This is a genomic window from Novosphingobium sp. (assembly GCF_036733805.1).
Classification (GTDB): Bacteria; Pseudomonadota; Alphaproteobacteria; order Sphingomonadales; family Sphingomonadaceae; genus Novosphingobium.
In genome coordinates this window covers 13,141-37,739 of sequence record NZ_DAIMZT010000029.1, presented here as the reverse complement: position 1 = coordinate 37,739, position 24,599 = coordinate 13,141, and the positions used below count along the sequence as shown (strand labels likewise).

The 24,599-nt window shown below is 61.0% G+C and carries 21 protein-coding genes and 2 pseudogenes; 6 read left to right on the top strand and 17 right to left on the bottom strand.

Translation table 11 applies throughout. The annotated features are described in order from the left end of the window. A pseudogene (locus V7D69_RS08830) lies at positions 1 to 300 on the top strand (FAD-dependent oxidoreductase); the annotation flags it as partial. 33 nt (positions 301 to 333) lie between these two features. Here the strand turns inward: V7D69_RS08830 and V7D69_RS08825 are convergent. From V7D69_RS08825 to V7D69_RS08805, 5 genes and pseudogenes are all read right to left on the bottom strand, one after another. Then, positions 334 to 1,584, bottom strand: coding sequence for an MFS transporter (locus V7D69_RS08825; protein WP_324061750.1), 1,251 nt, complete (start codon positions 1,582 to 1,584; stop codon positions 334 to 336). A gap of 59 nt (positions 1,585 to 1,643) precedes the next feature. Next, positions 1,644 to 2,765, bottom strand: a complete 1,122-nt coding sequence (locus V7D69_RS08820) for a hypothetical protein (RefSeq protein ID WP_324061752.1) — start codon at positions 2,763 to 2,765, stop codon at positions 1,644 to 1,646. A 159-nt stretch (positions 2,766 to 2,924) separates the two neighbouring features. Continuing rightward, entirely contained in the window at positions 2,925 to 5,426 is a 2,502-nt protein-coding gene (locus V7D69_RS08815; protein ID WP_333605600.1) for a TonB-dependent receptor, read from the bottom strand. A 270-nt stretch (positions 5,427 to 5,696) separates the two neighbouring features. Further along, a complete protein-coding gene (locus tag V7D69_RS08810; protein ID WP_324061755.1) occupies positions 5,697 to 6,989 on the bottom strand; it encodes an amidohydrolase family protein in 1,293 nt (430 codons plus the stop codon). Positions 6,990 to 7,406: 417 nt separating this feature from the next. Beyond that, positions 7,407 to 7,883, bottom strand: a pseudogene (locus tag V7D69_RS08805) (transposase); the annotation flags it as partial. Positions 7,884 to 7,901: 18 nt separating this feature from the next. Between V7D69_RS08805 and V7D69_RS08800 the strand changes: the two are divergent. Next, positions 7,902 to 8,336, top strand: a complete 435-nt coding sequence (locus V7D69_RS08800; RefSeq protein WP_324061757.1) for a TetR/AcrR family transcriptional regulator — start codon at positions 7,902 to 7,904, stop codon at positions 8,334 to 8,336. Positions 8,337 to 8,649: 313 nt separating this feature from the next. Then, positions 8,650 to 9,735: a hypothetical protein gene (locus V7D69_RS08795; RefSeq protein WP_324061759.1), complete on the top strand. Its 1,086-nt coding sequence runs from the start codon at positions 8,650 to 8,652 to the stop codon at positions 9,733 to 9,735. 47 nt (positions 9,736 to 9,782) lie between these two features. On the opposite strand, the gene V7D69_RS08790 is transcribed toward V7D69_RS08795, so the two are convergent. Both V7D69_RS08790 and V7D69_RS08785 read right to left on the bottom strand, forming a co-directional pair. Next, complete coding sequence (locus tag V7D69_RS08790) at positions 9,783 to 10,670, bottom strand: SMP-30/gluconolactonase/LRE family protein (RefSeq protein WP_324061761.1); 888 nt, start codon at positions 10,668 to 10,670, stop codon at positions 9,783 to 9,785. 34 nt (positions 10,671 to 10,704) lie between these two features. After that, positions 10,705 to 11,229: a hypothetical protein gene (locus tag V7D69_RS08785; protein ID WP_324061763.1), complete on the bottom strand. Its 525-nt coding sequence runs from the start codon at positions 11,227 to 11,229 to the stop codon at positions 10,705 to 10,707. Between the two features lie 266 nt (positions 11,230 to 11,495). Here V7D69_RS08785 and V7D69_RS08780 point away from each other — a divergent pair, with 266 nt between their 5' ends. After that, the gene (locus V7D69_RS08780) at positions 11,496 to 12,308 is read left to right on the top strand and encodes a phytanoyl-CoA dioxygenase family protein (RefSeq protein WP_333605599.1); all 813 of its coding nucleotides are present in this window, start codon (positions 11,496 to 11,498) and stop codon (positions 12,306 to 12,308) included. A gap of 21 nt (positions 12,309 to 12,329) precedes the next feature. Continuing rightward, positions 12,330 to 13,988, top strand: coding sequence for a tannase/feruloyl esterase family alpha/beta hydrolase (locus V7D69_RS08775; protein ID WP_333605598.1), 1,659 nt, complete (start codon positions 12,330 to 12,332; stop codon positions 13,986 to 13,988). 2 nt (positions 13,989 to 13,990) lie between these two features. On the opposite strand, the gene V7D69_RS08770 is transcribed toward V7D69_RS08775, so the two are convergent. From V7D69_RS08770 to V7D69_RS08740, 7 genes are all read right to left on the bottom strand, one after another. Further along, positions 13,991 to 14,311 carry a helix-turn-helix transcriptional regulator gene (locus V7D69_RS08770; protein WP_333605597.1) on the bottom strand — a complete coding sequence of 107 codons (321 nt, stop codon included), beginning with the start codon at positions 14,309 to 14,311 and terminating at the stop codon, positions 13,991 to 13,993. A 114-nt stretch (positions 14,312 to 14,425) separates the two neighbouring features. Next, complete coding sequence (locus V7D69_RS08765) at positions 14,426 to 14,881, bottom strand: VOC family protein (RefSeq protein ID WP_324061771.1); 456 nt, start codon at positions 14,879 to 14,881, stop codon at positions 14,426 to 14,428. A gap of 137 nt (positions 14,882 to 15,018) precedes the next feature. After that, positions 15,019 to 15,468 (bottom strand): MaoC family dehydratase, encoded by a 450-nt coding sequence (locus tag V7D69_RS08760; protein ID WP_324061773.1) that lies wholly within the window; start codon positions 15,466 to 15,468, stop codon positions 15,019 to 15,021. A 34-nt stretch (positions 15,469 to 15,502) separates the two neighbouring features. Next, positions 15,503 to 15,913, bottom strand: coding sequence for a Zn-ribbon domain-containing OB-fold protein (locus tag V7D69_RS08755; protein WP_324061775.1), 411 nt, complete (start codon positions 15,911 to 15,913; stop codon positions 15,503 to 15,505). A 2-nt stretch (positions 15,914 to 15,915) separates the two neighbouring features. Further along, on the bottom strand, positions 15,916 to 17,061 hold the full coding sequence (locus V7D69_RS08750) for a thiolase C-terminal domain-containing protein (protein WP_324061777.1): 1,146 nt from the start codon (positions 17,059 to 17,061) through the stop codon (positions 15,916 to 15,918). A 10-nt stretch (positions 17,062 to 17,071) separates the two neighbouring features. Further along, on the bottom strand, positions 17,072 to 19,180 hold the full coding sequence (locus V7D69_RS08745) for an acetate--CoA ligase family protein (RefSeq protein ID WP_333605596.1): 2,109 nt from the start codon (positions 19,178 to 19,180) through the stop codon (positions 17,072 to 17,074). A gap of 48 nt (positions 19,181 to 19,228) precedes the next feature. Further along, positions 19,229 to 20,170 carry an NADP-dependent oxidoreductase gene (locus V7D69_RS08740; protein ID WP_324061780.1) on the bottom strand — a complete coding sequence of 314 codons (942 nt, stop codon included), beginning with the start codon at positions 20,168 to 20,170 and terminating at the stop codon, positions 19,229 to 19,231. A gap of 475 nt (positions 20,171 to 20,645) precedes the next feature. On the opposite strand from V7D69_RS08740, the gene V7D69_RS08735 reads away from it, so the two are divergent. Continuing rightward, positions 20,646 to 21,344 carry a GntR family transcriptional regulator gene (locus V7D69_RS08735; RefSeq protein WP_324061782.1) on the top strand — a complete coding sequence of 233 codons (699 nt, stop codon included), beginning with the start codon at positions 20,646 to 20,648 and terminating at the stop codon, positions 21,342 to 21,344. 252 nt (positions 21,345 to 21,596) lie between these two features. Here V7D69_RS08735 and V7D69_RS08730 read toward each other — a convergent pair whose 3' ends face one another. The 3 genes from V7D69_RS08730 to V7D69_RS08720 form a co-directional block, all read right to left on the bottom strand. Then, on the bottom strand, positions 21,597 to 22,037 hold the full coding sequence (locus V7D69_RS08730; protein ID WP_324061783.1) for a nuclear transport factor 2 family protein: 441 nt from the start codon (positions 22,035 to 22,037) through the stop codon (positions 21,597 to 21,599). A gap of 100 nt (positions 22,038 to 22,137) precedes the next feature. Continuing rightward, positions 22,138 to 23,391: an MFS transporter gene (locus V7D69_RS08725; RefSeq protein WP_333605595.1), complete on the bottom strand. Its 1,254-nt coding sequence runs from the start codon at positions 23,389 to 23,391 to the stop codon at positions 22,138 to 22,140. Between the two features lie 110 nt (positions 23,392 to 23,501). Beyond that, positions 23,502 to 24,362, bottom strand: coding sequence for a phytanoyl-CoA dioxygenase family protein (locus V7D69_RS08720; protein WP_324061787.1), 861 nt, complete (start codon positions 24,360 to 24,362; stop codon positions 23,502 to 23,504). Between the last annotated feature and the right edge of the window lie 237 nt (positions 24,363 to 24,599).

Here is a 24,599-nt window from a genome sequence, read left to right as displayed (position 1 = left end):
CACCAACCTTCAAAGCCGGCAACTTGTCCACCAGCTCATTTGTGCAACAAAGCCGCCATCAGGGTCGATGAATATAACCGCACCTCGGTGGAGGGCGTCTATGCCGTGGACGATGTGACCGACCGCGTCCAGCTGACGCCGGTCGCCATCCGGGAAGGCCATGCCTTCGCCGATACCGTATTGCACGGTCGACTATGACTGCATCCCTTCGGCGGTGTTCAGCCACGCCCGATAGCGGCCATAGGCATGACCGAAGCCGAAGCACGCAACAGACTGGGCGCCGTCGCGCTCCACCCCAGCATGGCCGAGGAACTGGTGCTGCTGAATAGCGGATCAGGCCGGACGGGCTTCGTGGCCGAAATCCCCCCGGGGATAGCGGCCCAGGAAGAGAATGCTCATGCCACCGAAGGCAAACAGGGCCAGCGCGACCTGAAAGCTGGCCGTATAGGATCCGCTGATCTGCGAAAGATAGGCGAAGGATATCGGACCAAGGCCCGCGCCCAGCGCCACGCCCATATAGAGCAGCCCATAGATGCGCCCATAGTTCCGCATCCCGAAATAACGCGCCGTGAAATAGGCGAGCAGATCCAGTTCCGCCCCCGCTGACGCGCCGACCAGCACCGACGCCAACAGCGCCGTCGCATAGCTCGGCTCGCCCATCAGGATCAGGCAGGCGACCACCGGAGAGGTCAGCGTGACGGCGGCGACGCCCGGCCCCCAGAAACGGTCGAGCAGCCAGCCGATCCCAAGGCGCGCGATAATGAGGGATATGCCATAGCCGCTCTGGATCGACGCCGCGACGGTGGGCGTGAAGCCCTTGTCGGTCAACGCCGGGATCAGGTTGGGCACGATCCCGGTAATACCGATATACATCGCCAGAATCGAGGCCAGCAGCAGCCAGAAACGGTAGGAAGAAACCGCCTCGCGCAATGTGAAGCCGGTCAGCGTTCGCGCGTGAACGGGCGCCGCGCCGCCGGGGGAGGACCGGTCGGGGAAGAAGAAAAAGACTGCCAGCGCCAAGGCTACCATCGGCAGGAGGGCCAGCGCCATGTAGCCCACGCGCCAGCCACAATTTTCAACGACGAAGACCGCATAGGGCGGCACGAAAATCGCAGCCATACCCGTGCCGGATAATGTCAACGCCAGCGCCAGGCCCCGGCGGCCATGGAAATGGCCCGCGACGGCGCGGGTCCAGCTTACCGGACCACTCCCCGCTCCAAGGAGCGCCACTGCAGCATAGGCAAGATAGAAATAGCCGAGAGAACCTTGCGAGGCGCTCGCCATCAAATATCCGACAGCGACGCCGACGAGCCCCCAGAGAGCGATTTTCCTGCCCCCATGGCGGTCGATCATATAGCCCACGATGGGCGCGAGGAAGCCACCAAGGCCGACGCCGAAGGCGATGGCCCCCTGAACCTCAGTCCGCGTCCATCCAAACTCCCGCCCCAGCGGATCAACGAACGCGCCGATCGAGTAGGTGACGAACCCGATCGAGCCGAATCCGACTCCGAAGGCGCTCGCCAGGATCAATCGCCAGCCGCGGGAAAATTCCGCTTCCGCCCATTCGGTCTGGGAACTATTCATTGTTGGCCTCTCCGAAAGCGAACAAGCCAGCATGGCATAGTCGCAGGCAACGCCCAACGCTACTCATGCCCGGTCGTGCCGGCCCCGACATCGATCCGGCCGGGACAGCTCTTCAACGCAGCGACGGGCGCGCGCCATATCCGGGGTGCGCGGCTTGAACCCAGCCACAGCAAGTTCCCGACCTGTGTAGCGGTCGTCGTCACCGTGGGGCCCAGTTCCAGCGTGCAGGTGACATGGAAAGACTTCGGCTCGACACGCGCCACATAACCGGTGAAACGGCATGCCGGACTGTTCGAGCCACGACAGGAGCGCATGATGTCGGCCGGATCGCCTTCCAGACCGCCGACGAGAAGCGCGCCATCCTTCGCCAGGCTGACATTGTCGGCGCCGAACTCCACCGAAACTTCGCGCCGCTCCGGAAACCTGCCAAGCGATACCTCGACAACCTTGCGATCCAGGAAGGAAGTGACATAGATTTTGTCTCCGGCAGGCGACGCGGCAATACCGGCCGGCACCTGCACGTCGCTGCCAGCCAGATGCGTCCAGCCAGCCGACGGCGTCCAAAAGCGCACATCGCCAGGTTGGGGCATGCCGTTCACCACCGGCGTCACCGTCGCATAGACCCGCCCGTCAGGCGTCCATGTCACGGCGTTGCCGACTGTCCCCGCCGGGGCAAGGATGCAACCCTTCCATCGGAGCCTGGGCATGGCCCGCGCCATATGGGGAAGCTCCACATCGAATATCTCGATCGATTCCCGGCCGCCATGGTTCACAACATAGAGTTCGCCGCCGCGCACCGATACCGGCTTGTAGGAAATGCCATGACCGGAAAACGCGCCGGGGGCCAGTTCCCCCGGACAGGCCGCTCCGGAAGGTGTGGCAGCAGGCATCGATGACAGGCTCTTATCAGCCGTCCCACCATCTGGATAAAGCCGTTCGAACCGCGCGGTTCCCATCTCAACGGCATAAAGGCCCGATTTCACATCATCCGAACGCATGCTGCTGGCGATCAGCCATCGCCCACCGGGCAGCACCGCCATGTCCTCGACATTGGGGAGCGAAATCGGATGTGGCGGTTCCGATCGCTGCGTCCTACCGGAGGCGCTTTGCTGGGCAAGAAGTGTAATGGCCGATCCGCTCACCGCTGTGAGGAACATCATTGTCAAGCGGCCCAGTATCAAGTTCACCCCCTGTTTGTTTGGCAAACCGGATTTCAGATCAAAGGCTGCGGCGCGCACTTTCGCGGACAACGAGTTTTCTGCCGTTGCAGAAGCTCGTTGTCCGTAGCCGATACGCGCCGCCTTTCATCCTGAACAGTCGAGACGGGATCGCATCCCTCCTCAGCTGCCGAAATCGTACCTCAAACGCACACCGTACATACGCGGCGCCATGTAGCCCACATGCACCGCCCCACTCGAAAAGGCGTAGGGGAACTGATTGGGGATCTTCACCAATTCCTTCGTCAGATTGGTGACGAACAGCGAAACCCCGATCGGCGAGCCTCCGACATTCTTCCAGTCCACGTTGAGGTTGACCAGATTGTTGGATGGCGTGACCCCGACGGGGAACCCGTTGACGTATTGCGGGTCACTATAGTTGGTGACGAGCTGAGACGTATAAGTCCAGGTGGCCCCAACCGACAGGGTGCCCATGTCCGGATTCAGGGGCAGCGTGTAATTGGCGTCTACGCTCAGCTTGTGCTTGGGGGTATCCAGGAAACCGGTCCCTTTGAAGACCTGCGGATTGGCCGACTGGAAAGGCGTGCCCACCAGTTTCGCGGCCAGCGTGGCCGGCGAGTCGATCTCGATGATCTTTGTGTTCAGGTAAGTATAGCCCACCGACACCCGGAGCCGATCGAAGAACAGCAGTGAAGAGTCGAGCTCCACGCCATAGGATCGCGCCTTGCCCGCGTTCAGGATCGCCGAAGCCCCTGTAACGCCCTGCAACACAGCCGCCGGTGTCGGGATCAATTGGGCGAGCACCTGCAGGTCCGACAGCTTGTTGTAAAAGCCGGCGATGTTGAAATAACCCTTGACCCCGGCATTGAAACTGAACTTGGCGCCGGCTTCGAAAGTATCCATGCTTTCCGGCTTCCAGGTCTCGAAGCCGATCGAGTTGAAGTTTATCCCGCCCTGACGATAGCCGCGCGCATATTTTCCATAGAGCATCAGGTCAGGTATCGGCTTGTAATCGAGGTCGATGACCCAGGTCGGCTTGTCGGATTTGTTGACCCGTACCGTCGTGCACTCCGCAGGGCTGGTGACGATTTTGCCGCCTGTCCCGGTTGAGTTGGGGTAAGTGACGGTATCCGAGCAGGTACGCAGAATCGATACACCGGTACGGGGATCGATGTAGGAGCCCGGCGCGGTCGACAAGCTGAAGCGCGTCGGCTGCCCCGTGCCCACGATTTTGTCGAAAGTCCACCTTGCGCCCGCGGTCAGCGAAAGCTTGTCGGAGAATTTGTAAGTCCCCTGGCCATAGATGCCATGGTTATCGAAATTCATCTTCGTTCTGTTCTGCGAGAAGGAGCCGAAACCGAGCGGGTTGGTGCAATTCAGATTTTCCGCGCTGATGCAGTTCAGGAAGTTCGCCGAAATATTGGTGCTGAAGCCAAGCGGCCGGCTGAATTCCAGATAGCCGCCCAGAACAAAATTGAACTTGTCATCCGTACTTTTGCCCTGGAGCTGCAATTCCTCGGTAGCAGTCGATTCCACAGCGGAATACGTATGAGGGCCAGCCCCGTCGGTATCATAAAGGACATAGGGTGTACCACCGGACGTGGCGAAATTGGTCGACAGATAAGCGAGGTTCAGCCGTTCGCGGAATTCGCCATAGCTCATGATATTCTTGACCGTGAGCGTGTCGCTCGCATGCCAAGTCGTCGTGTTGATAATCTGCCACTGCGTCAGATGTTCATAGGGATTCAGCAGATTGTTTTCCACGTCATAGGGCCCGTCGCCTCGTGCCTGCTGACGCGCCAACTGAACCGCGCAGGCTGCGCCCGCGCTACCCGCAGTACAAGTATTGATGTGCGAAGCATAGCCATTGGTCGTTGACCGGCTATAATGAAAGACCGCGTAATTTTCGAGATTCGGCGTCAAATCGCCGACAATGCTCAGTCTGCCATACCAATAATCTATATCGTTAAAGTCCGAGGCCCCCACGCCTGCGTGGTTTTTCATATAGCCATCGCGCGTATTGCGTTCCCCGCTCAAGCGGACCCTGAAAGTATCGGAAAGCGGGACATTGAGCGCGCCGGTCAGGCGGACCTGATTGTAATTGCCATATGTGCCCTCGGCATAGCCGCCAAAATCATTCGTCGGCTTTTGCGGCGTAATCAGGATCGCACCACCCGTCGTGTTGCGGCCGAACAATGTGCCCTGTGGCCCCTTGAGAACCTGCACATTGGCCAGGTCCGTGAAGGCGCCCGCGCCGACCGTATTGCCCGACGTCGTCCCGCCCTGCGCGCGCACTCCCACTACTTCAGCGAAATACACACCGACGGTCGGCGCCGTGTTATTCGCCGGGTTGAACCCACGGATGGAGAATGACGACTTTTCCGGGCCGTAACGCTGGTTGACACTGAGCGACGGCGTATAGGTTGCCAGATCCGTGGCGACGGCGATATTCCGCTTGGTCAGCTGTTCCTGGTTGTAAACCGTGATCGAGATCGGAACATCCTGCAGCCGCTCTGCGGAACGGCGCGCGGTCACGATGATGTCAGTGATGGATGCGGCAGACGCGCCTTCCGCCGTCTGCGCCTCAGCAGCTGTGGAAAGCGCGAACAATGCGCTTCCGGCCAGAAAGGTGCTGTATAGAAGGCCGACCCTGGCTTGTTTCATATATATCATGGTTGCCTCTCCCCTGATAAATGCCCTGAACTTTTGTATTTTTGAGCGGCATTGATGATATGCATCTCACCATCGCCCCCGTGTGCAACCTATCTTTCCGCAGGCCATTGCCGCAGGATCGATTCATCCCGGGGCCCGGAACAAAAAGAAAGCGCTTCCGTATGATACGGAAGCGCTTTCAACTCTTTACAATGTCCGCGCTGACATGATGTCATAGGGGCGTTGCGGGTGATGACGCTATTGCTTCACACCGCCTCTCGCTCAAAGATCAATGTTGAACAGCGTCGCAGCGTTTGTCGACAGGATCATCTTCCTCTTGTCATAGTCGAGATGGCCGATCGATTCGACCGCACGTTCCTGGACGCCGGGATAGATGGAAGTCGGATGCGGGAAGTCCGTCTCGAACATGACGCGGTCGTAACCGATTTCCTCCAGCATCTTCTGAGGACCATATTTCTCGAACCAGTAGGATACCCAGAAGTTCTTCGCGAAATATTCCTTCGGACGCTTCTTGAGGCCGGTCATCTCGGGCACCAGCATTTCGTTGAACTGATGGTCGAGACACTCCAGAACGAACGGCATGTAGCCGATGCCGCTCTCGATCAGGCCGAGCTTCAGGTCCTCATATTTGTCGAGGATACCTGAGACCATGAAGGTTGCCATGCTCACCGAGATCGCAAGCGTGTGGAGCATCGTCACGACCGTCTGGGTCTGATAGAAATTCAGATTGTCCCAGATCGCCGTGCTTGAATCGAGCGCCGAGTTGAGGTGGAAGTTCATCGACGTGCCGGTGGAATTGCAGAGGTCGAAAAATTCTTCCCAAACCGGATTGATGACCCCGCCTGCGCCAAGATAGGAATCACCCGCGCGTTCCGGCCGATCAGGCAACACGAAGCCCTTGATGCCCATGTCGATCATGCGTCGCGCTTCCTCGAGCAGGAAGGTGTTGTCCCAATAAGGCAGTTGGGCCATTCCGATGATGCGGCCGCCCGACTCCTCCATGCGCTCGATGCACACATCATTATAGATGCGGATGATGGTGTCCCGGAGTTCCTTGTCCAGCGCCATCAGCGCGCCGGCCTGGGTTACGCCGCCATTCTGGAAACATATATGCCCCCAGACGCCCATGCGATCCATTTCCTCCAGGCGATCCTTCACCTTGAACGAACCGGGATGAATCAGGTCATAATTGGTGTAGGACAGGCGACCAAGAAGCTTATTGCGTTCCTTGCTGACGACATTGCCGCCATAAGAGCCGAAATCCCTGTCACCAACATACCATCGCACGATGCCGTTCTTCTCAACGACTCGCGGCATCTTGTCCTTCAAGTGAGCGGGCGCGTGGTTCTGGAAAAGATCTGGCGGCTCAGTGAAATGAGTATCACAATCGATGATCTTGATGCCTTCGAACAGCGGGTGCACGCCTTCATGGTATTGGGAATGGTCAATTTCGCGAACGGTGCCACCCGGCTGGCGACCTTCGTCAAGCCAATATTTCCGCGCATCATCCTCGCTTGCCTTGATAACGGTACTTTTTGTTTTCTCAGTGGTCACGATCGCCTCCTAGTTCGGGTCCGTCCGGTGATTTCCCATTTTGTTCTCCAGGAATATGTGCGTTAGATCGGCCTCGACGGTCGAGACATTTGACTAAAGCCGGACACTCTCCACTTCACATGTAATATGTTATTTTCGAGTGGGGGTCAATCACGTTTCAGGCCATTGGGCACCTCGAAGAACCGGCTGATTTTTGCGTGAGAATGGCATGAGAATAGGGCATGGGCGCGATGGCGCTGTCAAATGGGCCCGAAGTTTCCGCAGATGTGGGCGCTTAACAGCTCGCGGGAAAAGGCGCCTCAGAGGGCGCGATCGGCCTGTAATTGAAGGTCCGGGGCAAGGCGCGAGTTCATTTTAGACTGATCGTCGTGTCATGCCGCCGACAACAGGGCGATTTTGGCCAGATGATGGACACAGCTATGCGCAAGCGAGCAGTTTCGGCAGTCTGATGAGGTTGTAGACCGCGGCGGTGAGCGTGAAGGACCATTCGACGCGATCCTGGCCTCGATGGCGGGTCTTTCGCATGTTGCCGCAGGTCTTTGCCCATCCGAACACCTCCTCGATACGCTTGCGGATTTTCTGCGAGAGGCCGTAGCCGGGATGGCGTGTCGTGCGCCCGTCGATGGCAGAGCGCCGGTTCGTATTGTTCTGGGCCACGTGCGGGGTGACGTCCATCTCGCGCAACGCCGCGACGAAGGCGACCGTGTCATTGTTCTTGTCCGCTCCCGGGGTAATCCGATGGCGCCCTTCCAAGCACCCCAGCATGGTCAGCGCAGCCTCGCGTTCGGCGGTGCCGGTAGCATGAGTGAGGATCGCATCGACAACAAGACCATTGCGGTTTTCCATGAGAACGTGGCCCATGTGGCACAGCTTTGCGGCCTGACCGCGCGCCTTCGGGGAGGCATGCCTTTGATGGAGAAGAATAAGCCAGCAAGGCGCCGCCTTTCTGCGGACCAGTCGCGCATGCTCATCCTGGAGGCGACCGAGCGCGTCCTGCAAATACAGGGCTATGCCGCCCTCGGTGTCCCACGCGTTGCTGCGGAAGCGGGGATGAAGACACCGCTTGTCCACTATAATTTCGAAACGACGGAAGATCTGCTGATCGCCTTCTACCGCTATATTGGCGAGAAGCATCGGCTGAATATCGAGGCTGCGTTGGCGTCGAACCGGCCCATACACGCGCGGTGGGACATCAACGCGGAGCGCGACGCGGGCCGACTGACGGCGAAAATGATTAGCTTGGGTCACCGCAACGAAGCCGTTCGGGCAGAACTTGCCACCCATGTTGAAGAATTCCGCACGATGCAGGCGCGGGCTTTTGAAAAGGCGCTCCCCGCGCATTCCTAAAGCGCCGATTGCACGCCCGATGCCGCCATTTTCATTTTGACCGCAGTGAGACATCGCCGGTGATGGACCGCAGCGTGGGCATCGCCGGAGGCCATGAAGACAGCATCGCGTTTGCGAAGGATTGCATCAACAGCCTCGAACCGTGACAATGATCGCAACAGATGCTGCTCGCCGCCGCAGTGCACCCATCCTAAGATAGAGGACAGGCGGCCATCCGCATTTAGACCCAATGACGCCCAGACTGGACGGGTTCGGCTGCAAAGTCATGCGGTTGGCCATGATGGGTCGGTAAGCGCGCGCAGGAGAGAAATGAATGAGCATCCCGATGTCGAAGCTTCCCCGCACGCGCTGGCTGACGCTTTCGGCGATGATGCTGGGCACCGTGCCGCTGCCGGGCAGCGCCGCCAGTTCGAAGGGCGATGCACCGCCCGCCGGCCAATGCCCGGCCGCCCCTGATGATCGGTCCATCTGCGGCATTTCCAATCCTGAAGACATGGCCCCGCTCGCCAGGACCGAATGGATCATCGTCAGCGGTTATACGCCCGACTCCCTCTACCGGGTCAGCACCCGCACGCGACGCGCTCTGAACCTCGTTCCTGGCGTTCGCGCTCGATGGAATCGGAAGGTCTATACCGACTGCCCCGGACCACTGGTGGCGGGCGGGCTGACCGCCCACGGCCTTGCCGTCAGCGACGGCCATCTCCCGTCGCTGTTCGTCATCAATCATGGCAGCCGCGAAGCAATAGAGGTGTACAGGCTCAACCCCCGGAACGCATCTCTCACATGGACGGGCTGCGTCCCCATCCCGGATGACATGATGGCCAATTCCGTCGCCCAGCTAAAGTCGGGTACGCTGGTCGTCACCAGCCTGGGCAAGCCGAAAACCAATGTCCTTTCCGACATCATTGCCGGACGGCCCACTGGCGATGTGCGCCTGTGGTCGAAGGGAAAGGGGTGGCGCACCCTCCCCGGCTCGCAAGGCTCCGGCCCGAACGGGCTGGCTCTCGCGCCGGACGGGCGTTCCATCTATGTCGCCATGTCCGGGTCGCGCGACATTGTCCGGATGACGCTGGACGGCAAGGCAAAGCCGGTGCGTTCCGCTCAGCTCGACATTCTGCCGGACAATCTGCGCTGGACGCCCGATGGGGCGCTCATTACGACCGGCATGCGCTACGATCCGGAAGTGAATGCCCGCTGCTTTCAGGGCAAGGAGTGCCAGCCGCGCTTCGATGTCTATGAAATCAGGCCGACGACACTGGCGGTGAAGAGCCTGTCGGACCGGTTCGACACCAAACCCATGCCGATCACGACCACGGCGCTGCGGGTCGAAGACGAATTATGGGTTAGTTCGATCAGCGGCAAAAATATTGCGGTCTTCCCGCTCAGGCCGGACCGATAAGGGAAGCCCCGCGACCCTGAAAAGTCGCAGAGCCGGCCCCACGCGCTTCAAGCGAAATGAAGCTTGAGGCCCGGCTCGTCCCACCGGACCTTGACCAAGCGCCCTGTCCTCAACAGCGTGATATAGGCGTCGCGCATGTCATCGCCACCGAAAGCGATATTGGTGACCGTGCGGTCCGGCAAGGGCAGGAAGCTCGTCTCTCCGCCTGCATGGAAAGTCGTGATGCCGCCGCCGATGATGGTGGCGGCGCACACCGCGCCGGACTGCGTGACGGCCAAGCTGTCGAATACGGATTCTCCCGCCGCCGACCCCATATATTCCGGCACGGGCCCATCCATCTCCGGCCCCTTGCGCAGTTGCCCTGGCGCCTCGACCGCGAAACGGAAGAGCCGGCCCGTCCAGCTTGCCGTCACATAGAGCATCCTGCCGTCGGGCGAGAGCCCCACGCCATTATAGCCAAGTCCGCCAAAATAACCTTGGCGGATCTCGCTCCCGTCCGGCCTGCACCAACAGAGACCGCTCTTTTCGATCGCGCGTTCGCGCACCGTCCCGAAATCGGTGAACCAGATGCCGCCCGTCTCATCGAACACCAGATCGTTGGGCGCGCTTATCGGATGCCCGTTTATGCTGTCGTAAAGCCGTTCGACCCGGCCGGTGGCAAGATCCACGCGCTCAATGCGGCCGCCGCCGCCATGTTCGCCGGGCCTGTTGCCTTCGCCGCCGCAGTTGCAGACATAGAGCGCGCCGTCAGGGCCGATCTGGGCGCCGTTGGGCGTACCGCCGGTCTCGGCGACGACTTCGCGCCTGCCGCCGCCCCATATCCGGCTGATCCGGCTCGCATGCATCTCCATGACGATCACGGACCCGTCGGGCATCACCACCGGGCCCTCTGGAGCCTCAAGGCCCTCGGCGATGACTTCGAAGTTCGTTTCCAAAGCGTTTCTCCCTGCCGCCTTGCCAGGAGAGCCGTCAGAAGCGTTCAACGCCCGGCAGCTTGAAGAATTCTTCGCCCATGCCTTCTTCGAACCACTCCGCCATCTCCTTGTCGAGATAGATGCGTTCACCACACATCTTGCCGTTGGCGAAGGGGATCACGGCGTTCGTATAGCCCCGGAACGTCGATCCGTCCTTGCGCGTGTAGACGCAGCTGAACTCGTGTGCCAGCATGTTGGGACCGGTCGTGGTGGAATAATATTCGCGCGTATCCTCGCCATTGCGCGGATCGATCTGCTCGATCACCACTCTGAAATTGATTTCATGATAGCGGCGCAACGCTTCCTTCCCGCTGATGCGGATGCGATTGGGATAAAATTCCCAGACGGCGACGTCGGTGATGGACTCGGCCATGATCCCATCAAAATCGCCTTCCATGAACTTGCGCGAATGTTCCAGGTTGAAATCGATCATCTCCTGCGCGCCCATCACCGTTTCGCTGGGAAACTGCTTCTTCCAGAGATGATCGGGAATTTCGACCTTGAAATCGGCTTCGGACATCGAACTGCTCCATATATCTTTTATTATATTCAGATCCGATCCACAGGGCGGGCCGGCACCGGTACATTCTGAACGGCGTCCGTCAGAAGGTGAACCTATCCGAAGGCAGGCCGATGCCGATCACGCGCCTGACGGGACCGGTTTTGCAGACCGGTGCGCCTGCTGGAAGATAGGTTTCTTCCCGCCTGCGCCTCTTCATGCCAAACGGCGCACAGGGCGCGGACCGGTCACAGGATCGCGCCAGCGCGTGATGGGGAGAGGAACAGATGGCCGATGGCGGAAGCGTCGAGATCGAGGTTCGTGCCGTCACGGACGCGGAAATCGACTTCTTCTTCGAACATGGCTGGGTGAAGCTGCCCGCCCTCGTCAACCGGGACAGCGCCGCCATGCTGCTGGACCGGGCCCAGCGGACCTTCGGCAAGGATGGCCGCAAGGGGCTGGATCGGGAAGCGCCGGCTACAGAGCATTGGCAAAGCTGGTTCCGCAACGATCCCGGCTGCGGCCGCGATCCCTGTTATGCCGCGCTCAGGACCTCGACGGAACTTGGACGAAACGCGGCGCGCCTGCTGGGCCGCGACAGCGCCATCCGCATGATGATGGATGCGACCATGGTGAAGCCTCCCGGTGACAGTGGCAAGGGCAACGGCACGGACTTCCATCAGGACACGCCCGGCCACATGTATCTGGAAGCAAACTTCCTGACCCCCTGGATCGCGCTGGACGCCGTTGATCAGGACATGGGCGCGATGCAATTCTATTCCGGGTCGCACAAGCTTGGCAATCTCGGGCAAGTCGGCGCGCTTTGGAACGAATGGGCGTCCTATATCGATCGTTTTTGCACCCTGACCGAACCGATCGCGCTTCAACCGGGCGACGCCACGGTCCACGCCAACGGGACGATCCACGGCACCGCCCCGAACCGGGGCCAGCGGCCGCGCTGGTCATGGGCTGGCGTCCTCGCGCCGGGCGACGCGCGCTATACTGGCGCGCAGAGCGAATATACCGACGGGCTGGGGATCAATGCCTATGGGCCATTGGACCACCCCAATTTCCCGGTCATTTACGACCCGCTCAAATAACAGCAGCAAGGGGCTGATCCCATGAGCTACTATGCTGACGGAACCCTGGATGCGGACAAAGTCAGGCTGGCGCGATCGGGCTTCACGCGCTGGGTGGACACCAGCGGCCTCCAGCCCGCCGACCTTGCCGATCGCTGCTTGGTCGATTGCCTCCAGGTGGCGCTGTCGCATCTTCCCGAGGTCGAGATCGTCACGGCGGAGATCAACCGGTCCGGGCAATTTGCGCCGCCCCCGTCCCACCTTGTTCCCGACTATGCGCCGGCCCCGCCTCTGATCACCGACCTCCCGGATTTTTGCCGGATCGTCGCCAGCAAGCGTACTGCGGCCGGCCATGTCGCGCATATCCCCATCTGGGTGCCGCTGGCCTGGAACGAACGCTTTCTGGCGACTGGTGGCATGGGAAGCATCACCGGGCCGATCTGGTTCGAACAGCCCGCCGTCCGCACCGTGACCATGCCGATCGCGCTGCGCAACGGCTTTGCGACGGCGGCAACCGACGGCGGCAACCGCGATCCGCGCTTCTTCGACTGGCCACTGGACCCGGAAAGCGGCGCGCTCGACTGGGACCTGCTGCGCAACTGGTCCTATGTCAGCACCCATGACATGGCCGTGATCGCAAAGGCGGTCATAGAGGCGCTGCATGACAAGGCGCCGATCCGTTCCTATTATGCCGGCTGCTCGGGCGGCGGGCGGCAGGGCATAGCCGCGGCACTTCACTATCCAGAAGATTTCGACGGCATCTGGGCGTCCGATCCGGCGATCAACTGGACCTCGCTCTGGCCTTCCGCCATGTGGCCGGCGCTGGTGATGAAAGAACGGGGAACCGTCCTGCCGCCGGCAAAGTTCGAAGCCTTTCGCGATGCCGCGCTGGAGGCGTGTGACGGCGCCGACGGGGTCCGCGACGGTTTTATCGGCCTGGCGGAACTACGGGATTTCGACGCGCACTCGGTCATCGGCCGCAAGACGTCCGCCGGGCCGATCACCGCCATCGACGCCGAAATCATGGAAAAATTATGGGACGGCCCCAGGCGGGCCAATGGCGAAAGGCTGGGCTTCGGCTTGCCCGTCGGAACGGAGAGCTGGGGTTATGTCGGCATGTGGAAATCGGTGGAGGTCGACGGCCGGCTGGAACCTGTCTGTTATGAAAGCCAGGCCTATTATCGCTGGATCCTGGAAGACCCCCAGTTCGACTGGAAGTCGCTCAGCCTTGAACGCTATGAGGAACTGACCGACCTTGGTATCGTCAAGTTCAAGGATATCGCCACCAATGACCCCGATCTATCGGCTCTGCGCGACAGCGGCGGCAAGCTGCTGATCACCCAGGCGGTCAACGACCAGATCGTTCAATCCGAATCCGTGGTCGACTATTACCGCAGGGTTGTCGCGACATGCGGAGGCGAGGAGCAGACACGCTCCTTTGCGCGCCTTTTCTGCACCGATGGCGACATCCACGGCACCATCGCCGGCCCAGGTCCCGGTCTGACGACGGCATCAGGGATGACGGCGCTCATGACTTGGGTTGAACAAGGCGAAGCACCCGAGGAAATCATCGCCGAGCGCGTCGATGTTACCACGGGCCAAGTGGTCGCGACGCGTCCCACCTATCCTTACCCGGCGGTGACACGCTATGCTGGAACCGGTGATCCGACCGTATCGTCCAGTTACATGGCATCGCGATGAGATCACGTCGCTATCTGCCGTCGCACATATTGCGTGGGCGACAACCCGACATGCCGGGTAAATGCCACGCTGAAGGCACTCGCCGAACCATAGCCGACGCGCTCCGCGATCTCTCCAAGGTCGCCCTCCTTCCGCCGTAGCAGTTCCTTGGCCATCGCCATGCGCCAGGCGAGCAGATATTCCATCGGAGCGACGCCCACTGCACGGCTGAACCGTTCGAAGAAGGCCGAGCGCGATAGAGCGGCCGTTTTCGCCATCTCGGCGATCGTCCAGCGGAATGATAAACCGACGGATCGCCGCTTCGTCGCCGGAATAGGAGGCATTGGATTTATCCATGCCGGATTTCGCCAGGTTCATCGCTTTGCTACAGCCGGCATGTCCCTTAGGACGCCCGCGATGCCGATATTCGTGAGGAAATGCTTCACCGCCGCCCCGCGCTATTCGACTTTCAGACCGGAAATAATCTCAAGAAAACTTCCGTCCGGGTCCTTGAAGCAAACCATGGCCAGGGGGTCGCCATTGGGAGTCGTCAGCCGCTGGAGCGGGGTCACGAAGTCGACCTCCATCTCCTTCAGCCTTTCATACACCTGGTCGATATCCTGCACGGCGAAGGCGACCCGACAAATTCCGACATTGTTCAGTGTAGGATAGGGTTCACCCTGCGTCGGCGGATCGACGAACTGCACGATGTCGAGAAACGGCTCCAGAGGGTTGTTGCCAAGGCGCATGAACGCCATCCGGACCTTTCGCGTCTCTACCCCCACGACGGCCCCGGCAATCGGGTCGTCATGAGTGAACTCGAAGAACTTGTGCAGGCCGAGCTTTTCATAGAAAGCGACCGAAACATCCAGATCGCGCACGCAAATGGCGGTGTGAGACAGTCTCCCGAGCATCCCGATTCTCCCATTTGCTGCAATGCAGCATTGGTTTCAGCCGCGACGATGGCGCCGCCGGTCAGCTCAAACCCTTGGGCGACGCGGGCGGCAGGAAGCGGATGACGCCCGACCGCCAGCTTGGCGCAACGCGCAAATCATGCGGTCGGCTTGCACTTGAAGGTTGCGGCAACTTCGCCAAGCGCGCAGGTATCGCCGCGCTGGTTGCGCACATCATAGGTGCGGATGATGATGCCTTCGCCGGGCCGCGACTTGGACGGGCGCTTTTCCTTGACGCTCATGACCAGGTGGATCGTGTCGCCCGCCTTGACCGGGGTCAGGAACCGCCAGCTGATCCCCAGATTGGCGACGATCGTGCCTTCCGCTATGCCCATCCGGGCGCCGAAGCCAGCCGCCAGCGAAGCGATGAGGAAGCCATGCGCAATGGGCGCGCCAAAGGGCGTGGTCTTGCAATATTCAGCGTCGACGTGGATGGAATTCATATCGGATGTAAGCGTCGCGAAGGTCATGATGTCCCATTCGGTGACGGTCCTGCCCGGCGAAACCCATTCCTGACCTACTTCCATCTCATCATAATACAGGCCCATAAACTCTCCTTTGATTGCAAAAACTGATTTCGGCTCAGGCGGCGCTCGGCCTCCAATAAGGAAGAACCGTCCCGTCCGGCTCCTCCTGGAACAGGACCTTCAGGCTCATGCCGACCTGAACGTCCGCCGGATCGCACGCCAAAATGCGCGTGTGGAAGCGCACGGTCGGATCTTCCTCGGCGGCGACAAGGCCGACGACATAGGGCACCTCCTCGGCCAGGCTGGGATGAAAGGCGCGGTGAACGACCGTATAGGTGTAAAGGCTGCCGCGACCGGACAACTGCACCCAGTCGACGCCCTGACCGCCGCACCAGTGGCACCCCGCCGCCGGGCGATGCCGCTTGCGTCCGCAGGACTGGCACTGCTGCACCGTTATGACGTGGTTCTTGCAGCCATCCCAATAGGGCTGCGTCAGAATATCGGGAACGGGGACGAAAGCCGCCATAATTATTTCCTCAACACCATCGCGCTGCCCTGGGGACCGCCAAAGCCGCTCACCAGCCCAACTTCCGCGCCCGCAACCTGACGCTCGCCCGCTTGCCCGCGCAACTGCGTCACCGCCTCGGCCACGACATTGAGGCCGTTCAGATAGCCTTCGTTGAGCATGCCGCCGCCTGTATTCACCGGCAGCGCCCCGCCCGGCGCGGTCACGCCGGACGCGATCAGCGGCCCGCCCTCGCCCTTCGCGCAGAAGCCGAAATCCTCAAGCTGGTTGATGACGATGAAGCTGTAGGCGTCATAGATCTGGGCGAAGTTCATGTCGCTGGGACCAAGGCCCGCCGAATCCCAGACGCGCGGCCCCACGTAATGCGAATAGAGCCGACTGTAATCTTCCCATTTCTCATAGTTGCGGCCGCCGCCCGGCCCCATCCCGTAGGCGCCGCCGCGAATATAGACCGGCGTCTGGTGCATATCCTTCGCCCGCTCCGCGCTGGTGACGACGATGGCGCAGCCGCCGTCGATCTCGCGGCAGCAGTCCAGTCGCGACAAGGGATCCGAAATCAGCGGCGTCGCCAGATACTCTTCCATCGTCAGCGGCTCGTGGTTGAACGACCGCTCATTGTTCAGCGCCCATTGGCGCTGCGCGATCGCCACCTGTCCATAATGTTCCTTGGTCGTGCCATAGGTCGCCATGTGATGGCGCGCCCACATCGAATACCAGACCGGCACGCCCAATATGCCATAGGGCATCAGGAACTGCATCTCGCCCACCGCCTTGCCGACCGCGCCAAGCTCGCCCGCGCGCTTGCCCGACCGCCCGTTCATCGCGCGATAGCAGACGACGGTTTCGGCAAGGCCCGCCATGACCGCCATCGCCGCTTCCAGGATGACGGCGCAGTTGCCCGGACCGCCCTGGGCGATCTCATTATACCAGCGCAGTTCGCGGATGCCGAGCGAGCTGGCGACCACCTGCACCGGCGCGCTGTCGCCCAGATGATAGGTCAGCAACCCGTCCACATCGCCAGGCTTCAGCCCAGCATCGGCCATCGCATTGTGGCAGGCCTGGACCGCCAGCATCTCCGTCGTCACGCCCGAGTTCGATGAAAAGGGCGTGTAGCCCAGTCCGACGATGGCGCATTTGTCCCTGAGCATCCTGATCTTCCTACGAATGGGCGGCGGCCGGAACCGGCGCCGTCTCTGCGTGGTGGACCACCGCCAGTCCGTCGATCAGCACGGGCCTGCCTTCGTCCAGCATGACGGGGTTGAGGTCGAGTTCCTTCAGCGCCTCGCCCTTGCTGACGCACCAGTCGCTCACACGGGCGATAACCTGCGCCAGCGCGTCCTCGGCGCCGGGGTTGAACGATAGCAGCGCCTTGACCGCCGGAACGTCCTTCACCAGCTGGCGCGCATCGTCGAGCGAAACGGGCAGCGGCGCGAAGCTGATCTGCTGCAAGGCTTCGGTCAGGATGCCGCCCAGACCGAATGTCAGGACCCGGCCGAAGCTCGGATCGTGCGACATGCCCAGAAACAGCTCGGGCCCCGGCGCGACCATCTTCTGCACGACGACGGAGTCCACCGTCGCACCTGGCACCCGTTCCCTGACCCGAGCCAGCATCCTGTCGAACTCGGTCGCGACCGCATCCTCGCTGTGCAGGCCAAGCGCGACGCCGCCCACCTTGGCGCGGTGAGGAATGTCGGGCGAAATCACTTTCAGCGCGACCGGGAAACCGACCTTGCGCGCTGCATCAGCAGCTTGCCCCGCGGAGGAGGCCACGACCTCGTCCAGCACCGCCACGCCGAAGGTTTTGAGCTGCGCCTTGACGACATCCTCGGTCAGCACTTCCTGCTGCGGGTCGGCGGGCGCGGCATGGCCGCCATCGCTCTTGACCTCCGCTTTCGCGCCCTCGTCCGCCGGAACGATAAGGTTCAGTGCCTCGAAACATTGGGCGAAATTGTCGAAATAGGGGACGCCGACATCGGTGAAATACCGGGCGACTTCCGGCCCGCCGGAAATCCATGCGGCGACAGAATATTTGGGGCAATCGGCAAGCACCTTCGCCGAGGCTTCGGCCAGTGCCTGGCCGATCGCATGCTTGTAGGCACCGAACACGACCAGTTGATCAATGCCGGGGTCCTCGGTGAGGCACTCCAGCACCTTGGCGAACTTGTCGGGCCGGTAGAAGAGACCGGACGTGACGTCGATCGGATTGTCGAAGGAGGCGAATTCGGGCAGCCATTCCTTCAGCCTCTCCCGCGTGTCGGGGTGCAGCCTCGGCACCGCGAAGCCGCTTTCCTCCACCAGGTCGGCGGCGATGACCGCCGTGCCGCCCGAGATGGCCAAGATCGCCGTGCGGCGGCCCGTGGGCAGCGGCCGCGTCGCCAGTAGCAGCTTGCAGACCGATACCAGTTCCTCCAGCGTACGGACCTTGACGATCCCCGTCCGGCGGAACAGCGCCGAGCAGATGGCGTCATTGCCCGCCATCGACCCGGTGTGCGAAATCGCCGCCCGCGCGCCTGCCGACGCGCGGGCGGACTTGAACACGACGATATGCTTGCCCACCGCCTTCGCTTTCCGGCCCAGCTCCAGCAGGCAGCGGCCGTTCTTCAACTGCTCGGCATAGGCGACGATGACCTTCGTATTCGGGTCATCGACCAGATATTCGACGAAGTCGGTGAGGCCATGCGTCGTTTCATTGCCGGAGCTGATGATATGGCTGAAGCCGATGCCCTGCTTCACCGCCATGGAATAGAAGATCGGGCCCATCGCCCCGCTCTGCCCGATATAAGCGACCGGTCCTGCCTTGAATTCGTCGCCTTCGAAGACGGCGGTGAAGGACAGATGTTTCCGACCATGGAAATTGATGCTGCCCGCGCAGTTCGCCCCCATGATGAGAAGCTCGTTCTGCGCGGCGATCTCCTTCAGCTCGGCTTCCAGCGCATGGCCCTCGCCCCCCACCTCGGCGAAACCGGAACTGATGATCATGTAATTCCTGATGCCCAGCGCCGCGCCCCGTCGCAGCATGTCCGGAACGTTCACCGCCGGCACCGAGATGATCGCCAGGTCCACCGGCGCGCTGATCGCCTCCAGCGAAGGATAGCATTTCCGGTCCAGGATCGTCTCATATTTGGGATTGATGGGGTAAAGCGCCCCTTCATAACCAAGCGACAGCAGGTTCGCGACGATGCGGCGCGCGGGGCCTGACGGACGCGCGCCGATTCCCACGACGGCGATAGATGCCGGATCCAGCAAGCGATCAAAATCATGAGCCATACGTTTTTTTCGATAACCTCCAGCCAGACGGCAGCGTCGGACGCCTTGTCAGAATTCCAGCACCAGCCGGCCGCGCAATCCGCCCTGCTCCAGCCGCCGGTGGGCTTCGTTCGCCTTTTCCTTGGGATAGCTTGCGATAACGCGGATGGTCAGCTTGCCTTCCTCCGCCAGCCGGCGCAGTTTATCCAGCTTTTCCCGGTCCTCCGAATGAAACTTGGAGCGCACAGGGGTTAGCCTGACGCCGCGATCCGCCTCGCCGGTCTGCATGCGCAGGGTGATGACGGTGCCGCCGTCCCGCACCGCAGGGGCGAGGCGTTCGTTGAACAGCGCGCCATCGATCGCCCCGTCCACGCCATCCGGAAATCGCTCGCGCACCCGCTCGGCCAGATCGTCGCCACGGCGCAGCACAAGGTCGGCGCCGAAGCCGGCCACGGCGTCCTCATCGGCCTCAGACGCGTCGGCGACGACCATCAGCCCATCTTCCTTGGCGAGTTGTACGGCATAACCGCCGAATGTGCCCGCCGCGCCGGAGATCAGGACGGTGCTCCCAGGCTTCAGGGCCAGCGTATCCAGCGCCACGCGCGCGGTCATGGCATTCATCAGGATGGTGCAGGCTTCCACGTGGCTCATGCCCTTGGGCGCCTTCACCACGGAATTGGCGGGAACCGCCAACATTTCGGAATAGGCGCCATAGGAACCGTTCGGCGCGATGAACGCCATCACGTGATCCCCGACCTTCAGGTCCGTCTCAATGTCCTCGCCGATCGCCATCAGCACGCCAGCGGCATCCATGCCCGGCACATAAGGTGGCGGCGCGGTTCGCCCGAACATCTTGACGTGCGTGCCGCTGCGGATCAGCGCGTCGGTCGGGTTGACGGCCGCTGCATGCACCCGGATCAACAACTGGCCCGGCCCAGCGACAGGATCGGGCAGTTCAAGAATCTGCAAGGCTTCCGGACCGCCAAAATCAGTCAAACCAACGGCTTTCAAGTGATCCACTCCCTATTCTAACTGCGGCGCGAACAGACCTTCCAGGTTCGCCGAAGCCCTCACCCGTCAACACAGCCTCACAGGAGAGGCCGGCTTTGACGGTAGCGGCAATATTGCGTATTGCATGCAATTATGGCCGTCAAGTGAGAGCCGGTCGGCGCTCCAACTGCCTATAGGCAGAGTCCATGGCCTGCTTGCCCTATCCAAAGGATGGGACTGCGCGCATCGGCACAGCCTCGACCGGCATACAGGGCGGGTCCACATCGCGTATCGGTGGGCCTCAACCGCTTGACACGCCACACCCATGCTCTTTATCGACAATGAAAAAGCCGTGCATCCCTCCGCACACAACACTTTCCGCGCGGCGAGTGAAGCGGGAGGATACTATTGGTTGAGCGATATCTCATATTTTTCCAGGGCTTATAGTAGCATAACGACGCCCCGTCGTCAGGGTGCGTCATTTCTAGGAACATAAGTGGCAACAACATCGGATAACCAGCTAAGAAATCCCCCCCTGTCCGACCAGGCACGGGACCGACTTCGCGCGGCCATCCTGGAAGGCGAGCTGAAGCCGGGCGACAAGATCAATATCGAACGGGTCGCCGAAACCTTCGGGATCAGCCGCACTCCGATCCGAGAAGCACTCAAGGCGCTGGAGACCGAGGGCCTGGTCCAGATCCAGGCCAATCGCGGCGCCATAGTCGAGCCGCAGGTCTGGCAGGAAATCCATCATCGCTACCGCATGCGCAGCCTGCTAGAAGGCTATGCCGCCGAACTGTCCTGCGGGAAGAGGGACAAGAAGCTGATCGCCGCCTTACAGGACAATTGGGCCCAGGTGAAGAAGGCTGGTCAGGCGAAGACGGTCAGCCAGAACAGCGCGCGGTCGATCGCCGAGCTGAACCGGAGCTTTCACCGTATGATTTGGGTGGGATCGGGAAGCATGACTCTTGTCCGCTTCCTCGAAGCACTGGACCTTCCACAGTCCTTCAACGACGCCTTCTACAAGGAGCAGAACGCGCGTCAGGTCGTCTGCGAACATCACGGCGCGATCGTGGATGCATTTATTGAGGGCGATACCGCAAAAGCAAGCACGCTGATGGAACGGCATGTCCTGGATTCCGTAGACCTGCTCGCATCGCAGGCTGACGACCACGTCAGCAACCTGTGCTGCTGAAAACGGGATCACGGCATTAACGCAGCAGCGTCATCCCCCCGCAGGTCGCTTGCCTCTCCATGACTGGCTCGCATCCCGATAATCGGGGCGGATAGACGCAAAGCCCGCCATCGGAAAGGAACATGACGGCGCACCCAGTGCAGTTCGCGGCGGATCGCGGCCCTGGCACATCCCAGGATATTGGCCATTGCCGCGATCCCGCCTAACTTTCGACCGGCTACGCCAGCGCGCCCGGCAAAGCCGGGCCGGACTTCAATAGCGCGCGGGCATCGGGTACATCACCCGTTCGCCCATCAGGTCGGGCGTACCGCTATACAAGACGTCGCCCAGACGATGCTTGAACCGCCAAACTCCATCTTCGATCACGCAATGGTCAAGGTAGGTCGACAGGTAATGATTGCCCTTCCCGTTCCAGTTGCTGATCTCGACCGTATAGGCTCGCGCCCTGGCCCAACCTTCCCCATGTTCCAGAACATGGAAGCGAGGCGGGACCTGGAACAGCCATTTGATGCCGAACTTTTCCAGGTCGACCTTGCTACGGATGACGTCGCGCCCCAGCATCGGCGGCTGGCCGCTCGATTCCAGCACCGCATCCTTGCAGAAGGTTTCGGCATAGCGGTCCCTGTCATAGGAATTGATCGCTTCGCAATATTCGAAATACAAGCCGTTAATACCGTGCCAGACACCCAACATGGGCCATACCTCCATTTATGATTCAGCCATTATTTCATCGTTTCTGCATCACCATCAGGCTCTGGCCAATTGCCGAGCCTCTCTACCGGTAAAACCCGTCTCAAGTCGCTTGCCCGGCCATTCTCACGGGCGTCGAAGTAATGGACCGCGCGGCAGCGTAAAGCATGGCGACAACGATCGCCTGAATGACGGCGAAGGCGACAAACATCATGTCGTAATTGCCCCAGATGTCATGGATTTCACCGGCGCCGACCGCGCCAAGGGCAACGAATGCCGACTGGATGGGAATCATCAAGCCACGAACCGTGCCATAGGAGGCCAAGCCGAATACATCGGCCTGCAGCACCGGATAAAGGGCGGCGAACCCGCCGACCGACAACCCCAGCAGGATGACGAACAGGAAAAGTTGCACCTGCCCATGGATCAGCAGAAATGCCGCGCACAAGGGAATGCCGGCCAGCAACAGCGCGATGATCAGGGTGAACCGGTTCATCTTGTCCGCGAAGACCGCGAGCAGCAATTTCGCCGCGACCGCCGCGCTGGCATAAGTTGACGCCATGAACGCGCCTTGCGTCATCGTCAGTCCGAAGTCGAGACCCAAGGGCACGACAGAGATGCCGAAGCTGGCGGATATGCAGAAGGTCAGCGCAATGCTCAGGGCAATCAGCCAGAAGAGGGGCTGGCCCAGGAAATACCGGATGTCCGCCGGCTGCTCCTGTGTGCTGTCGCCGCCGTCGCCCTCCCCCGCGCCGGCGGCGTCCGAGCCGGGTTCCCTTTCGCCCAGTCGGGGCCGGTCGCGCAGAAGGAAGGTCGCCAGCACCAGGAAACCCATCAGGACAAGACCCGTCACGAACAAGGCGGTCCGCCATCCGAAATTCTCGATCAGCAACGCCGTGGGAACCGGCACAAGGACCTTGCCGAGCGCCTGGCCCGTGACCGACAATGTCATCGCCCGCGCTCTCTGGACCTTGAACCATCGCGCCACCAGCACGGTCATCGTCAGCATCGCGGTCCCGTCCAGACCGATGGCGATGCCGACCAGCAACGCGATGACATTGATCCAGATCCAGTGCGACAGGGACAGGGTAATGAAGCCGATCCCGATCAACACGGCCGACACGCCCATTGTCCATTTCAATGAGTAACTGTCGAGCGAGCGGCCGATGAAGGGCGCCCATATGGCGCTGCCGACGTTGATGAGGACGAAGGCGCCGTTCATTTCCGCCCGGGTCAGCCCGAATTCGGCTGAAATCGGGACCACGTACAGAGAAAATGACGCGACGGTGGCCCCAAATACAAGCACGTAAATAACGGCAGCCAAGATGACGATGCGCCACCCGTAGTAAAGTCGCATCCCGTCCTCTCCCGCTCCATGCGTCCGATCGTCGCCCGGACTTCATTGTATTATTGCATTGTCGATCGGCAGGCGTTCACCAAGCTGTGCGAACGCCTGCCGTCGCCGGCTTACGGCTCACCCACGATCGGGAAGTTGGGGTGATCGAACGGTTCGTTGATGGTGAGGCCCAGCCCGTCGAAGGAGCGGTGCGGGGCGCCGGTATAGAGCGCGTCCGAAGGGAAATAGGTCATCGCCAGTCCCCAGCGAACATTGTCGGTGAGATTGGGCCCGGCCGAATGGGGCGTCAGCGCGTCGTGGATGGTGGCATCACCGGGATTGAGATGCAGCGGCGGGCTGATCCCGCATTTTTCGGCGATACCGGGAAAGGCGTCCACCATGTCCTGGTTCTCAACATGCGAATAGCGCCCCATCATGCCCAGCCGGTTGCCACGATCGATAAAACGCAGCGAGCCCATTTCCGGGCTGACCGGCGCCAGCGCGAGCCAGAGCATGACCATCGATTCCCGATCGAAGGGGAAATAGGGGCGGTCCTGGTGCCAGCCGGTGGAACCCGACCCCATCGACGCCTGCCGTCCCTTCACGAACAGCGTGTTGCCGATCCGCCGCGCCTTGCGGAGGCCGGTATAGGGGTTGCTCATCAGGCGGGCGGCGACATGGCCCAGACTGCGCGAATCATATATCCGCCGGAACGCCTCGCTCACCTTCGACGGTTCATTATAGATGTGGAACTGCGCCATCTGGTGGCCCCGCAGCCCCTTGTCGGCATCATTGCCTACGCGGCTTATATTGGATTTCAGCTCGCCTTCGCCCAGCATCAGGCGCTCCGCTTCCGACCGCAATAGCTCCGCATCGGATGAACTTATCAGCTGCGGCAGCTTTACCCAGCCATGTTCATAATAGAACTCACGCTCCTCTTCAGTAACGTCCCGAGCTACGATCGTCCGATCTTCCACCATCAATTCTGTCATATCGAAATATTCCTCGCCCTCTTCAATCGCCGCATTTATATATCTTCTCCGGAATTACTCAGCAATCGCGGGGACACCGATCGCCACTGACTTTCACATGACCATGGCGCATAATATCGGACAACCTCGCGAACCCCGCACCCGGACAACCCTGAGCAAGAGCGCATCAAGAATCCTGGAGACAACTCCAACACAATTTTAAATTATATGTTACATGTAATATGGCGTCAAGAGGCG